10 protein-coding genes are annotated in these 14,773 nt (G+C 70.4%); 3 read left to right on the top strand and 7 right to left on the bottom strand.

What is annotated here, in order from left to right:
* Positions 1-104 precede the first annotated feature (104 nt).
* The gene (locus tag ABZ567_RS12130) at positions 105-575 is read left to right on the top strand and encodes a hypothetical protein (RefSeq protein WP_360787405.1); all 471 of its coding nucleotides are present in this window, start codon (positions 105-107) and stop codon (positions 573-575) included.
* Between the two features lie 77 nt (positions 576-652).
* Here ABZ567_RS12130 and ABZ567_RS12135 read toward each other — a convergent pair whose 3' ends face one another.
* From ABZ567_RS12135 to ABZ567_RS12150, 4 genes are all read right to left on the bottom strand, one after another.
* Complete coding sequence (locus ABZ567_RS12135) at positions 653-2,086, bottom strand: GH1 family beta-glucosidase (protein WP_360787408.1); 1,434 nt, start codon at positions 2,084-2,086, stop codon at positions 653-655.
* 79 nt (positions 2,087-2,165) lie between these two features.
* Complete coding sequence (locus ABZ567_RS12140) at positions 2,166-3,080, bottom strand: carbohydrate ABC transporter permease (protein WP_360787411.1); 915 nt, start codon at positions 3,078-3,080, stop codon at positions 2,166-2,168.
* A gap of 4 nt (positions 3,081-3,084) precedes the next feature.
* A complete protein-coding gene (locus ABZ567_RS12145; RefSeq protein ID WP_360787414.1) occupies positions 3,085-4,089 on the bottom strand; it encodes a sugar ABC transporter permease in 1,005 nt (334 codons plus the stop codon).
* A gap of 93 nt (positions 4,090-4,182) precedes the next feature.
* The gene (locus tag ABZ567_RS12150; protein ID WP_360787417.1) at positions 4,183-5,532 is read right to left on the bottom strand and encodes an ABC transporter substrate-binding protein; all 1,350 of its coding nucleotides are present in this window, start codon (positions 5,530-5,532) and stop codon (positions 4,183-4,185) included.
* Between the two features lie 370 nt (positions 5,533-5,902).
* Here ABZ567_RS12150 and ABZ567_RS12155 point away from each other — a divergent pair, with 370 nt between their 5' ends.
* Positions 5,903-6,925, top strand: coding sequence for a LacI family DNA-binding transcriptional regulator (locus ABZ567_RS12155; RefSeq protein ID WP_360787420.1), 1,023 nt, complete (start codon positions 5,903-5,905; stop codon positions 6,923-6,925).
* 340 nt (positions 6,926-7,265) lie between these two features.
* Here the strand turns inward: ABZ567_RS12155 and ABZ567_RS12160 are convergent, their stop codons facing one another.
* From ABZ567_RS12160 to ABZ567_RS12170, 3 genes are all read right to left on the bottom strand, one after another.
* Positions 7,266-8,015, bottom strand: coding sequence for a D-Ala-D-Ala carboxypeptidase family metallohydrolase (locus ABZ567_RS12160; RefSeq protein ID WP_360787652.1), 750 nt, complete (start codon positions 8,013-8,015; stop codon positions 7,266-7,268).
* Between the two features lie 202 nt (positions 8,016-8,217).
* On the bottom strand, positions 8,218-9,960 hold the full coding sequence (locus ABZ567_RS12165; protein ID WP_360787423.1) for a glycoside hydrolase family 6 protein: 1,743 nt from the start codon (positions 9,958-9,960) through the stop codon (positions 8,218-8,220).
* Between the two features lie 38 nt (positions 9,961-9,998).
* Entirely contained in the window at positions 9,999-11,561 is a 1,563-nt protein-coding gene (locus tag ABZ567_RS12170) for a cellulase family glycosylhydrolase (protein WP_360787426.1), read from the bottom strand.
* Between the two features lie 276 nt (positions 11,562-11,837).
* Here ABZ567_RS12170 and ABZ567_RS12175 point away from each other — a divergent pair, with 276 nt between their 5' ends.
* Entirely contained in the window at positions 11,838-14,759 is a 2,922-nt protein-coding gene (locus tag ABZ567_RS12175) for a glycoside hydrolase family 48 protein (RefSeq protein WP_360787429.1), read from the top strand.
* The last annotated feature ends 14 nt before the right edge of the window (positions 14,760-14,773 follow it).

Raw genomic sequence — 14,773 nt, forward strand, 5'->3', positions numbered from 1 at the left:
GGCACAGTAGGGGACGTGCCGAGGGGAACGGCACACCGGCCCCGCCGAGAAGTGGCGGGCCGGAACCACCGTCACGCGAGTGACCCGATGTGTGGGGGGACCACATGCGCAAGAACCGACTCGTCCGAACGGCCGCCACCGCCCTCCTCGGACTCGGCAGCGTCGGCGTCTTCGCCGGCACCGCCCAGGCCGAGCCGATCGACTACGTGAAGATCGAACTGCTCGAACTGCACTGCCAGAAGAACAGCGAGGGCGACCACGACGAGGCGTACCTCAAGATCACCGACGCCAACGGCAACGCCGTCAAGGTCTGGCCCGGCAACGGCCTCAAGTACCAGACCATGGGGACCGGTTACGTCCGCTCCATGGCCGACGGCAACGGCAGCGCGGCACTCATCCTCGGCAAGGAGCAGGCCCGCACGATGACCGTGTGGGACTACGACTCGACCAGCCCGGACGACAAGCTCGGTGCCACGCTCGTCACCGGCAGCGAATTCGGCGCCGAGACCCAGTGGCGCACCGTCGAGGGCTCCGGCGGCGTCTACGTCATCGGCTACCGCGTCATCGACATCTGACCGACGCCCACCCCATGAGGGAAGGCCGTGCCGGGGAACCCGGCACGGCCTTCCTCCTGTTTCCCGCGTCGGTGGAATCAGGGGGCGTGGAGCTCACCCGTGCGCGCCACCCGCGCGTACCAGCGGGCGCTCGACTTCGGGGTCCGCTCCAGGGTGTCGTAGTCCACCCGGACCGCGCCGAACCGCTTCGAATAGCCGTAGCTCCACTCGAAGTTGTCGAGCAGCGACCACAGGAAGTAGCCCTGCACGTCCACCCCGTCGCCCAGCGCCCGGTGCACCGCCTCCAGATGGGCGTGCACGTACGCCGCACGCTGCGGGTCGTGCACCGAGCCGTCCGGCGACACCACGTCCTCGTACGCCGCCCCGTTCTCGCTGATCACCAGGGGGAGCTGGGGGTAGGCGTCGGACACCCGCTTCAGCAGGTCGTACAGGGCGTCCGGGTCGACCGCCCACCCCATCGCGGTCGGCTCGCCCGGTCCCCGGTGGAAGGCGACCCCGTCGGCGCCCGGCCACGGCGAGAACTCGCTGTTGCCGTGACCGTCGTCCTGCGGCTTCTCGACACCCTCCGCCACCTGCGAGACGATCGTCGGCGCGTAGTAGTTGATCGCCAGCAGGTCCAGCGGCTGGTGGATCGCCGCCGTGTCCCCGTCCTCGACGAAGGACCAGTCGGTCAGCCGCGCCGTGTCGCGGATCAGGTCCTCGGGGTAGGTGCCCTCCAGCATCGGGCCCAGCCAGACCCGGTTGCCGACGGCGTCGATCCGGCGGGCGGCGTCCCGGTCCTCGGCGGAAGCGGTCAGCGGCCGCACCTCGTGCAGATTGAGCGAGACCGAGAGCAGCCGGTCCGCGGGCAGCGCGGACCGCAGGGCCTGGACCGCGAGGCCGTGCCCGAGGTTGAGGTGGTGGGCGGCGCGCAGGGACGCCACCGGGTCGGTGCGGCCCGGGGCGTGCACCCCGGAGCCGTACCCGAGGAAGGCGCTGCACCAGGGCTCGTTGAGCGTGGTCCAGCGGCTCACGCGGTCGCCGAGGGCGTCGGCGACGATCCCCGCGTACTCGGCGAACCGCTCGGCGGTCGCGCGCTCGGGCCAGCCGCCCGCGTCCTCCAGCTCCTGCGGCAGGTCCCAGTGGTAGAGGGTGAGGGCCGGCTCGATCCCGGCGGCGAGGAGCTCGTCGACGAGCGCCCGGTAGAAGTCCAGACCCTTCTGGACGGCGGGCCCCCGGCCGGTGGGCTGCACCCGGGACCAGGAGACGGAGAACCGGTAGGCGTTCAGGCCGAGTTCGGACATGATGCCGACGTCCTCGCGGAACCGGTGGTAGTGGTCCACGGCGACGTCGCCGGTGTGGCCCTCGAAGACCTTGCCGGGGGTGTGCGAGAAGGTGTCCCAGATGGACGGGGTACGGCCGTCCTCCGCCGCGGCTCCCTCGATCTGGTACGCGGCGGTGGCCGCGCCCCAGAGGAAGTCGGACGGGAACGAGCGGGTGGCGGTGAGCGGCCGGGTTTCGGACGCGGTCATAGGAGAGAGCTCCCAACGCGGGTACGGGGTGATGACGTGCGATACGTGAGATACGTGCGGTGCGGAGAGGTGACGTCGGTCAGCTCTTGACGGCGCCGGCCGTGATGCCGCCCACGATGTGCTTGCCGAGGAACGCGAAGACGAGCAGCAGCGGCACGGTGGATATCAGGGCGCCGGTCAGCACGATGGCGTGGTCCACCGAGTGGTTGCCCGCGCCGAGACCGGCGAGCGCCACCTGCAGGGTGGGGCTGCCGTCGGGGGTGAGGGCGATGAAGGGCCAGAAGAAGTCGTTCCACGCCTGGACGAAGACCAGCATGCCGAGCACGGCCATGGCGGGCCTCGCCACCGGGAAGACCACGTGCCAGATGATCCGGAGGCTGTGCGCCCCGTCCATCCGGGCCGCCTCCACCAGCTCCATCGGCAGCGCCTCCACCAGGAACTGGCGCATGAAGAACACGCCGAAGGCGGCGACGAGCGAGGGCAGGACGACCGACTGGAGCTGGTCGAACCAGCCGAGGTCGGTGATGATCCGGTACAGCGGGATGACACTGAGCTGCGGCGGGATCGTCATGGTGGCGACCACCAGGGAGAGCATCATGCCCCGGCCCCGGAAGGGCAGCTTGGCGAAGGCGAACCCGGCGAGCGTGGAGAACATGACGGTGGACAGCGCCACCAGGCTCGCCACGACCGTGGTGTTGATCAGCGCCTCGCCCATGTCGACCTGGTTCCAGGCGAAGCTGAGGTTGTCCATGAGGCGGGAGCCGGGCAGCAGCGGGGCCGGGGCCTCCACGACCCGCTCGCCGGTGTGCGAGGCGGCGACCACGTTCCAGTACAGCGGGAAGAGCGAGACGAACGCGGCCACGGCGAGCAGGACGTAGGTGAGCGGTCCCGCGTGGTGCTGGCGGCCGGCCGACTGCCGGAACCGGCGCCCCGGCCGGGCCGCCGTCGGGGCCTCGGTCTTGGTGGGCGGCATCGTGTCGAGTGTGCGGGCCATGAGGTCAGCCCCCCAGCTTCTTGCGGTTGTGGCGGGAGACGAGCGCCTGGACGCCGCCGACGAACAGCAGGAGCAGCAGCATGACCCAGGCGATGGCCGAAGCCTGGCCCAGCGCGCCGGTGATCCACCCCTTCTCGTACATCAGGAGGCTCAGCGTCTGGAACTGGTTGCCGCTGCCGCCGCTGATGCCGACACTGCCGCCGAAGAGCATCGGCTCACCGAAGAGCTGGGTGGCGCCGATGGTGGAGACGACGATCGTGAAGAGGATGGTCGGCCGGATGGAGGGGATCGTGACGCTGACGAACTGGCGCCAGCGCGAGGCCCCGTCGAGCGACGCCGCCTCGTACAGGTCCTGCGGCACGGCCTGCATGGCGGCCAGGTAGATCAGCGCGTTGTAGCCGGTCCAGCGCCAGGTGACGATCACGGAGATCGCGATCTGGGCCGGCCACTTGGACGACTCCCAATTCACCGGGTCGAACCCGACCCAGCCGAGGACGCCGTTGATCATCCCGTAGTCGGTGTTGAACAGCTGGGCGAAGACCAGGGTCGCCGCCGCGATCGACGTGGCGTACGGGGCGAGGATCGCGACCCGGAAGAAGCCCCGGCCGCGGAGCTTGTAGTTGAGCAGATGCGCGAGACCGAGCGCCATGAGCAGCTGCGGAACGGTCGACAGCACACCGATGGTGAAGGTGTTGAAGAGCGCGTTCCAGAAGAACTCGCTGGTCGCCAGGTCGGTGTAGTTCTCCAGGCCCTTCCACGTCGGGTCACCGCCGAGCTCGACCCGGTTGAGCGAGAGCCAGCCCGTGTAGATGAGCGGGAAGAGCCCGAAGGCGGCGAAGGTGAGGAAGAAGGGGGCGATGAAGACGTACGGGATCGCCTTGAGGTCCCAGCGGTAGAGCGTGCTCCGCCAGCCGCTCCGGGCGGAGTGGCGGCCGCGCGGGCCGGGGGAGGAGGGCGGTACGGCGGGCGGCGGGGAGCCGTCGGGCCTCGCCCGAACGGAGGTGGCCACGGGGGCGTCCTTCCAGGTCGATGCGTGCGGTGGCGCGGACGGTGCCGGTCCGCCGCCGCTCACGGGCGGCGGCGGACCGGCAGACGCCCCCCGCTACTGGTCGATCTTGTCGTCGACCAGCTTCTTGACGTTCTCCCAGGCCTTGGCCGGGTCGGTGCCGCGCTGCTCGATGTCGAGGATGCCGTTGTCGGTGAGGAAGGTCTTCACCTGGCCGTCGTAGCGGCTGATGGACGCGGGCGTGATCCCGGCGGCAGCGCTGGAGAAGATCTTGCCGACGGGGGTGTCACCGAAGTACGGCAGCTTGGCCTCCTGGACGGTGGACGAGGTGAGCGTGTCCTTGGAGGAGGGGATGTTGCCGTTCACCGCGAACACCTTGGCGTGCTGCTCCGGCGCCGTCAGCCACGCGGCCAGCGCGGCGGCCTCCTTGGTGTGCTTGCCGGACTTCGGCACGGACAGGAAGGCGCCTCCCCAGTTGCCGGCCACCGGCGGTGCGGCGATGTCCCACTTGCCCTGGTTGGCCGGGCCCGCCTGGTCCTTGATGATGCCGGTCATCCAGCTGGGGCAGGCGACGGTGGCGAACTTGCCGTTCTTGAAGGCGGCGTTCCAGGTGCCCTTCTCGTCGAACTGGCGCAGCTTGGCGGTGAGTCCGCCCTGGGCCGCCTTGACGGCGGTCTCCCAGGCCTTCTTCACCCCGGGGCTGTTCTCCCAGTCGAGCTCGCCGCTGGTGTTGGCGTACTGCACGGGGTCGCTGGAGACGACCGCGTTGAAGAGGCCGCTCGCGGAGTCGTGGAAGGCGGTGCCGGCGGGCGCGGCCGCCTTGTACTTCTCGCCGGTCGCGATGAACTTGGCCCAGTCGCCGGACCACAGCTTGCCGACGGCGTCGCGCTCGGTGGGCAGCTTGGCCTTGGCGAAGAGGTCCTTGTTGTAGCAGATGGCCATGGGGCCGATGTCGGTGCCGAGGCCGATGAGCTTGCCGTCGGCGGTCGTCGCCTGCTTGACCTTCCAGTCCAGGAAGTCCTCGGGCTTGGCGCCGCCCTCCTTGCCCAGGTCGACCCACTTGTTCGCCATGGCCGGTCCGGTCGCCTCGGCGATGTAGCCGACCTCGACCGCCTGGATGTCCGCGAGGCCGCTGTTCTGGGAGAGGCGCAGCTTCAGGGTGTCCCAGTACTTCTGACCGTCGGAGACGTTCGACTCCTCGATCTTGATGTTCGGGTGGAGCCGCTCGTACTCGGCGTAGAGCTTGGCGCCGGTCTTGTTGTCGTAGCCGAAGGAACCGAAGGTCCCGACCCGCAGCGTGATCTTCTCGCCGGCCTTGGCGCCGGTGCCGTCCTTGCCGTTGTCCTCGTCGCTGCCGCAACCGGTGAGCAGGGTCGTGCCGGTCACGACGACGGCGACCGCCGCGATCGCCGCTCGGCGTCCGCGTCTGCTGCTGGAAGTGCGCATTCCACTCTCCTCGTCCAAGGTGGTGCTCGTTGTGCGCCAAGAGGTCCGGCCGAATGATCGCGGCTCGGCGGTGTCCGCCAGGACCTGATGCAAGGCTGTACGCGTCCCGGATGGGAGCGCTCCCACGTCGTTGCCGGAAGGTTGCTGCCTGGCGGGTACGGGTGTCAAGACATGAACGCGGATTCGTTACCGGAAGGTTTTCCGGGGGTTTCGCGGCTCAGGGGCGAGATGTTCGCGTCATCTCCTGAACGCACGCGCGTGGCGCGGGGGCGCGGGAGTGGACTACGGTGGGAGCGCTCCCATCGCTGCTTTCGTTCCCGGCGGGCGTGTGGTGAGCTGCACGTTGTCCTACGAGGGGAGTTCGGGAGTTGTGAGCGGACGGCAGAGCGGCAGACCCACCCTGGAGCAGGTGGCCGCCATGGCAGGAGTCGGCCGGGGCACGGTCTCCCGGGTCATCAACGGCTCCCCCCGGGTGAGCGAACAGACCCGTACGGCCGTCGCCCGAGCCGTCGCCGAACTCGGCTACGTACCCAACCAGGCCGCCCGCGCCCTCGCGGGCAGCCGTACCGACGCGATCGCGCTCGTCATCCCCGAGGCCGAGGCGCGGCTCTTCGCCGAGCCCTACTTCCTGGACCTCATCCGCGGAGTCAGCGTCGAACTCGCCGAAGCCGACAAGCAGTTGCTGCTCACGCTGGTCCGCAGCGAGCAGGAGCGACAGCGCTTCGAGCAGTACCTCGCGGCCCAGCGCGTCGACGGCGTCCTGCTCGCCTCCGTCCACGGTGACGACCCGCTGCCCGACCGGATCAGGGAACTGGGCCTCCCCGTCGTCATGAACGGACGCCGCGCGGAGGCCGAGCCCGTGCCGTACGTCGACTCCGACAACATCGGTGCCGGGCGCGCGGCCGTCGCGCACCTCGTGGGACGCGGGCGGAGCAGGATCGCGACCGTCACCGGGCCGCTCGACATGTATGTGGCACGCGCCCGGCTCGGCGGCTACCGGGCGGGGCTCGCGGAGGCCGGGATCGGGCCCGACGAGGGGCTGGTGTCGACCGGGGACTTCACCGAGGAGGGCGGCCGGCGGGCCATGCGGACGCTCCTCGACCGCAGGCCGGACCTGGACGCCGTCTTCGCCGCGTCCGACGTGATGGCCGCGGGCGCGCGCGGTGCGCTGCGGGAGGCGGGGCGCCGGGTGCCCGAGGACGTGGCCCTGGTCGGCGTCGACGACTCGGCGGTGGCGCGGCTCATGGACCCGCCCCTGACGAGCGTGCGGCAGCCCATCGAGGAAATGGGCCGCACGATGGCGCGGATGCTGCTCCAGGAGATCGCGGGCGCGCCGGAAGGAGCCGGCCGCCACGTCCTGCCGACGGAGCTGGTGGTACGGGAGTCCTGCTGAGCACGGGGGCGCCGTGGCCGGCCAGTCCGCGAGCCCCGGCCCGGCGCGGCCGGCGCGGACGGGCTGAGTGCGGGCGCGCCGGGGCCCGTCCGGGAAGCCCCGCCGGCTCGGCCTTCCGGAGGGGTTGAGCGTGGGGGCTCCGGGGCGGCCCGCAGGATCCCGCCCGGTGCGGCCTGTGCGGAGGGGCTGGGCGTGGGCGTGCGCGCCGGGGCCTGTCCGGGAAGCCCGGCCTGCTCGCCTCCCCGGCCAGGCTCAGCGTGTGCGCCGGGGCCCGCTCGGGAAGCCTGGCCGGCTCGGCTTCCCGGACGGGCCCCGGCGTGTTCGGGTTCAGTGGGGCGGGTCAGATTCCGCAGCTGGGGGCGGACCAGAAGCGGCTGCCTCGGTGGTCGAGGTGGGTGTGGTCGTCGTGGCCCGCGTAGCCGGGGCCGAGGATGCCGTTGAAGCCGTGGTTACGGGCCTGCTGGGCGAGCCGGCACAGCGAGTGCGGGCCGGCGCCGAGGTCGGCCGCGTCCCCGTAGAGGTGACGGCTCGACGAGGCGCCGCCGACCGCGTCGTTGCAGGCGTGGCTGCGGAAGCCGCTGGTGACCCGGATCGACGCGTCGCCGAGGGCGTGGCGGAGCGCCTCCAGCTTCCACATGGTGCGCAGGGCGTTGGACTTGGCGGTGGCCGCGCTCACCGCGCCCCCGGCCCAGGTGCTGTTGCAGTTGTTCAGTTCGGCGTAGGAGAAGTGGATCGGGGTGCAGTCGTCGTCCTGGAGGTCGTAGATCTTGGCGAAGGTCGCGGGTCCGGCGACTCCGTCGGCGCCGAGGCCGTACGCCGTCTGGAAACGCTTGACGGCGGCGACGGTGGCGGGCCCGTAGGACCCGTCGATCGCGAGCACGCCCCCGCTGCCGGGGTAGCCGGCCACCCGGATCTGCAGTTGGGTCACGTCGGCGCCGGAGGCTCCCTGGGACAGGGTGCGCGACCAGGTGTAGCAGCCGTCCGCCCGGGCGGTCCCGGCCGTGGCGACGACGCCCGCCAGGCCGGTGACCAGCAAGGCGAAGGCGAGGAGGAACCTCGGGAGAAGTGAACCGAGAACGTGTCCGTGCATCGTGCGGGCCATCGTGCGGGCCTCCATCAGTCGGTTGATGTGCACCTGCCATGGGCAGAGTGGACGCTCGGTCGACGCGCGTCAACTACGCGGGAGCACTGCCAGATGTCCGACCAATGACGGGTCCCGGCGCACGCGGCGGTGCCGCACCCGTCCCCCCGGACGGATGCGGCACCGCGTGTGTACACGCGCCCCGGGCGGCTTACAGCGCCGGGTGGGCGTTCTTCAGGAGCTCCTGGAACTGGGCCGAGAACCACTGGCCCGCGATCGGGGAGTCGGGCAGCGCGCCGGACATGCTGTTCCCGTTACGGGCGTTGCCCGTGTAGGTGGGGTCGCACATCCGGTCGAAGCCCTTGCCCTCGTTGTTCGGGATCTCCTTCGAGGCGCCGTCGGACTCGCCCGGGGGCTTCATCCAGACGTACGCGTCGATGCCCGCGGCGGGAGCCGCCTGGGGCCGTTCGCCGAGACCCGCGCCGGACTGGTTGCACCAGTTGCCGAGGTGGATACGACGGTCGTACTTGCCTCCGTTGACGTACGTGTCGACGCTGGTCAGCGCGCCCGGACCGGTGGGCCGCTGGGTGCCGCCCCAACCGTTGCGGGAGGTGTCGATCAGCATGCCGAGCTTGCTGTCGAAGCCGATCGAGACCAGCTTGGCGCGCATGGCCTGGGCGTAGGACAACTCGTCGGTGTACCGGTTCCAGTCGACCCACTTCGACTGGCGCACGGAGACGCCGTTGACGGAGTCCTCGATCTTGAAGTGGTCCTCCTTCAGGGCGCTGTAGTTGGCGGTGTTGACGATGAAGCCGTGGACGTTGGAGACCGTGGAGCCCTCGGCCGTGGCGGCCTGCTTGAACAGTTCGGCGGAGGGGCCGAAGTTGTCGTCCCAGCCCAGCCAGCCGTGGTGGCCGGCGTCGACATAGTTGTAGACGTTGCCGATCGCGCCCAGCTTCTTGAGCGCGTAGCCGACGCCCGTGATGTAGTTGCCGTTGGCCTTCATCACGTCACAGTTGGGGGTGGCCGTCGGACGCCCCGAGACGTTGGTGACCAGGTTGGGCAGCGAGTCGATCTCGACCGTGGTGGCGATCCGCAGGCTCGCGTACTTGGGGTCGGCGAGGATCGCGGCGATCGGGTCGATGTACTCGGTCTTGTAGCGGCCGATCTCGGTCGGGCCCAGCTCGCCGTTGGAGGCGAGCGCCGCGCAGTCGCGGCCCGGCAGGTTGTAGACGACCAGCTGGACGACGAGCTCTCCGCTGCCCTTCTGCTTCAGGGCCTCGTCGAGGTGGGCGCGCAGACCCATGGAGGTGGCGGAGCCGTTGATGGCGGCGATGCGGTCCAGCCAGACGCCGGTGGGCTGGTTGGAGATCTTGGTGCCGCCCGGCTCGGCCGCCGCCTTGGCGGACCACTCGGGGTTCACGTACACCTTGGCGCCGACGTACGGGTTGTCGGCCTTGGTGCCCGGCGGCGGGGTCGTCGGCGGCGTGGTCGGCGGGGTGGTCGGGGGCTCCGTCGGCTCGGTGGCCCCGTTGCAGACGACGCCGTTGAGCTTGAAGGTCGCGGGCACGGCGTTGGTGCCGCTGTACGTGCCGTTGAAGCCGAAGGAGGTCGAACCCCCGGTGCTCAGGGCTCCGTTGTAGGAGGCGTTCTTCGCGGTGACGGCGGCGCCGGACTGGGTGATGGTGGCGTTCCAGCCCTGGGTGACCTGCTGGTTGCCGGCGTAGGACCATTCGAGGGTCCAGGCGGAGACGGGGTCACCCGTGTTGGTGACGGTCACGTTGGTTCCGAAGCCGGTGCTCCACTGGTTGGTGACCTGGTAGACGACCTTGCAGCCGGGGGCGGCGGCGCCGGCGGTGGCGGTGCCGAGGACGGTGGCGGTGGCGCCGGTGGCCGTGATGAGGCCGAGGGCCGCCAGGAGGGCGGTGCGGCTCGTGCGACTGGTGCGGCTCATGCGGGTGGGGGTTCCTTTCAGGTGGCTTTCGTGGGTCTTCACGGGGTGAGGGCACGCAGGCGGTCGCGCAGCCCGATGCCGAATGCGGTGGGAGTGCCGTCGTACGAACTGATCAGTGCGGGACCCGAGTTGCAGTTCCAGGTGTTCCAGGTCCAGCCCAGGTACGAGAGGCCGCGGTCGTCGAACCACTTCATGACGCGGTCGATGAACGCGTGTCCGCAGGTGTTCTCACCGATCTCGCCCGCCAGCAGAGGTACCTGGGCGGCTACCGGGGCGAGGGTGTCGTTCCAGCACGTCTCGGTGGAGCAGGTGTTGAAGTTGTAGACGTGCCAGGCGGCGGCCAGATTCTCCGCCGGGTCCGTGGGGCGGTGCGTGAGCCACTGGCTCAGGTCGTTGGAGTACGCGATGCCCGGGACGAGGACGAGGTTCTTCGCCCCCGTCGCGCGGACCGCGTCCAACAGGTCCTGCATGCCGGCGACCTCGTAGCCGATGCCGGGGCAGGTGCCGCCGTCGCGCCAGCAGGACCAGGCCTGTGCCGCGGTGGAGGTCGCCCGGTCCGGGTAGGGCTCGTTGAACAGGTCGAAGACGACCCGCTCGTCGTTCTTGAAGGTGTTCGCGACCGAGGTCCAGAACGCCGGGGTGAACCGCGCGTTCGGCATCGGCTTCTGGCAGGAGGCGTGGACGTCGGAGCAGCCGGCGGAGTTGCCGGTGTACTGGCCGAACGTCCAGTGCAGTTCGAGGACCGGGGTCATGCCGTGGGCGAGGACCCTGGTCACCAGGTCCTTCACGGCGTCCGTGTACGGCGCGCCGCGGTACTCGGGCCTGATGTTGTCCAGGCCGAGCCAGCACTCCTCGTTGAGGGGGATGCGGACCGTGTTGGCCTTCCAGCCGGCGATCGCCCTGATCGAGGCGTCGTCGACGGGACCGTCCCAGATGCCGCGGCCCTGGACGCACATGAACTCGCCGCCGGAGCGGTTGACGCCGAGCAGGCGGCGGACCGCGCCGTTCTGGTCGACGAACTTGTGGCCGACGACGCCGAGTTCGGGCGCCCCGGACACCGGCGTGGGCGGTGGGATGGTCGGTGGGATGGTCGGAGTCGTCGGGGGAGTGGTGGGCGGGTCGGTCGGAGGGATGGTGGGGTCGGTCGGGGTCGGGGTCGGGGTCGGGGTCGGGGTGGTTCCGTCCGTGGTGCAGGGGGTGCCGTTGAGCGAGAACGCCGTAGGGGCCGGGTTGCTCCCCGTCCACGAGGCGATGAAGCCGGCCGTCACCTTCGCGCCGGTGCCGAGTACGGCGTTCCAGCTCTCGTTCACGACCGTGACGTCCGTCCCGGACCGGGACCACTTGCCGCCCCAGCCCTCACCGACGACCTGGCCGGCCGGGAAGGAGAAGCGAAGGTTCCAGCCGTTCAGGGCGGCACTGCCGTTGGTGACGGTGACGGCACCCTGGAAGCCCCCGGCCCACTGGTTCGAGACCGAGTACTCCACCGTGCAGTCGGGTGCGGCCGCGGCTCCAGAGGCCGTACCCATGAGGGCGAACGCGCTGCTCGCCATCGTGAGCGCCACTCCGGAGAGCAGCGCGGTCAGACGTGGGGGATGTCGCATGAGCGAGTCCTCGCAGCGAGGGCACACCCCTGACGGTGTGCCGACCGGACGGATTCGCTCCCACTGGTCGGGCAGACCGTAGCGTCAACTGGCGCCAAGCAAAAGAGGGGTTGGGTAAATTTCCTTGTCGATTGCCTTCGACTCTTCGCGCACCTTGACGCCGTTGCGTCCCAACTGCACAGTGGGAGCGCTCCCACTGGTTCAGAGCTTGTCTCCAGGCACCTACCGCGCTCTTCGCTCCCCCCGACCTCCCGAGCCGCGAGGAGAACCACCCGCATGCCACGCCTACGACCAAGAACGAGCCCACGCCGGCCGCTGACCGCACTCGCCGCGGCGCTCTCCCTCCCCCTCGGCCTGCTGGCCGTCGGCGCCACCACCGCCACGACCGCCCAGGCCGCCGCCGTCCAGTGCAGCGTCGACTACAAGACCAACGACTGGGGTTCGGGCTTCACCGCCGAGCTCACGCTCACCAACCGGGCCGCCACCGCGCTCGACGGCTGGACGCTCACCTACTCCTACGCCGGTGACCAGAAGCTCACCAACGGCTGGAGCGGCGTCTGGACGCAGTCGGGAAGAAACGTCACCGTGACCAACGCGTCCTGGAACCGCACCCTCGCCGCCGGTGCGGCCGTCACCACCGGCGCCCAGTTCACCTACAGCGGGACCAACACCGCCCCGACCTCCTTCGCGGTCAACGGCGCCCCCTGCACGGGCGCCCACCAGCCCCCGGTCACCGTCCTGACCAGCCCCACCGCCGGAGCCGTCTACACCCAGGGCGACCCGGTGCCGCTCGCCGCCACCGCCGCCGCCGCCGACAGCGCCACCGTGGCCAAGGTGGAGTTCTACGACGACACCACGCTCCTCGCCACCGACACCACCGCGCCCTTCACCCACAGCGCGGCCGGCCTCCGCGCCGGCGCCCACTCCCTCTACGCCAAGGCCTACGACAGCCTCGGCGCCTCCGCCGAGTCGGCCCCCGTCGGCATCACCGTCGCCGCGGGACCCGCGCTCGTCGCCTCCCCGACCCAGCTCGGCGTCCGCCAGGGCACCACCGGCACCTTCGACCTGAAGCTGTCGACCGCCCCGAGCGCGAACGTCACGGTGAGCGTCGCCCGTACCTCCGGCAACACCAACCTGACCGCGACCCCGGCCGCGCTCACCTTCACCCCGGCGAACTGGAACACCGCCCAGAAGGTGACCGTCGCCGCCGCGGCCACCGGCACCGGCTCCGCCGTCTTCACCGCGTCCGCCCCCGGCCACACCAGGGCCGAGGTCACCGTCGCCCAGCTGGCCGCGGACTCCACGTACGACGCCCGCTTCCTCGACCTCCACGGGAAGATCACCAACCCGGCCAACGGCTACTTCTCGCCCGAGGGCATTCCGTACCACTCCGTGGAGACCCTGATCGTCGAGGCTCCCGACCACGGGCACGAGACGACCTCGGAGGCGTACAGCTACCTGATCTGGCTCCAGGCCATGTACGGCAAGATCACCGGTGACTGGAACAAGTTCAACGGCGCCTGGGACACCATGGAGAAGTTCATGATCCCCACCCACGCCGACACGCCCACCACCGGCTCCTACAACGCCTCGAAGCCCGCGACGTACGCCCCCGAGTGGGACCTGCCCTCGCAGTACCCGGCCCGGCTCGACTCCGGCGTCACCTCCGGTCCCGACCCGATCGCCGCGGAACTCAAGAGCGCCTACGGCACCGACGACATCTACGGCATGCACTGGATCCAGGACGTCGACAACGTCTACGGCTTCGGCAACGAACCCGGCAAGTGCTCCGCCGGACCGACGGCGACCGGCCCCTCGTACATCAACACCTTCCAGCGCGGCCCGCAGGAGTCCGTCTGGGAGACCGTCACCCACCCGACCTGCGACAACTTCACCTACGGCGGGAAGAACGGCTACCTCGACCTCTTCACCGGGGACGCCTCCTACGCCAAGCAGTGGAAGTTCACCAACGCCCCCGACGCCGACGCCCGCGCCGTCCAGGCCGCCTACTGGGCCGACCTCTGGGCCAAGCAGCAGGGCAAGGGCACCCAGGTGTCAGCGACCGTCGGCAAGGCCGCCAAGATGGGCGACTACCTGCGGTACGCCATGTTCGACAAGTACTTCAAGAAGGCCGGGAACTGCGTCGGCCCGACCGCCTGCCCGGCCGGCACCGGCAAGAACAGCGCCCACTACCTGATGTCCTGGTACTACGCCTGGGGCGGCGCCACCGACACCTCCGCCGGCTGGTCCTGGCGCATCGGATCCAGCCACGCCCACGGCGGCTACCAGAACCCGCTGGCCGCCTACGCCCTCAGCTCCTACGCCCCGCTCAAGCCCAAGTCCGCGACAGGACAGGCGGACTGGGCGACCAGCCTCGACCGGCAGCTGGAGTTCTACCGCTGGCTCCAGTCCGACGAGGGCGCCATCGCGGGCGGCGCCACCAACAGCTGGCAGGGCCGCTACGCCACCCCGCCGGCCGGCACCCCCACCTTCCACGGGCTGTACTACGACGAGAAGCCCGTCTACCACGACCCCGCGTCCAACCAGTGGTTCGGCTTCCAGGCCTGGTCCATGGAACGGGTCGCCGAGTACTACCAGCAGACCGGTGACGCCGAGGCGAAGACCGTCCTCGACAAGTGGGTCTCCTGGGCGCTGTCCAAGACCACCATCAACCCGGACGGCACCTACCGCATCCCGTCCACCCTCCAGTGGTCCGGCAAGCCCGACACCTGGAACGCGGCGAACCCCGGCGCCAACGCCGGCCTGCACGTCACCGTCGCCGACTACACGAACGACGTCGGTGTCGCCGCCGCCTACGCCAAGACCCTCACCTACTACGCGGCCAAGTCCGGCCACGCGGAGGCGAAGCGGGTCGCCAAGGCCCTCCTCGACGGTATGTGGGACCACCACCAGGACCCGCTGGGCATCGCCGTCGAGGAGACCCGCGCCGACTACAACCGCTTCGACGACCCGGTGTACGTGCCGAGCGGCTGGACCGGCGTCATGCCGAACGGCGACACGGTGAACAACACCTCCACCTTCGCCTCGATGCGCAGCTTCTACCAGGACGACCCGGCCTGGCCGAAGATCGAGGCCTACCTGGCGGGCGGCGCCGCCCCCGTCTTCACGTACCACCGGTTCTGGGCCCAGGCGGACATCGCCCTGGCCATGGGCTCGTACGCGGAACTGCTCGAATAGCAGCCGCCCCGCAC

The organism is Streptomyces sp. NPDC016459, assembly GCF_040632845.1.
Classification (GTDB): domain Bacteria; phylum Actinomycetota; class Actinomycetes; order Streptomycetales; family Streptomycetaceae; genus Streptomyces.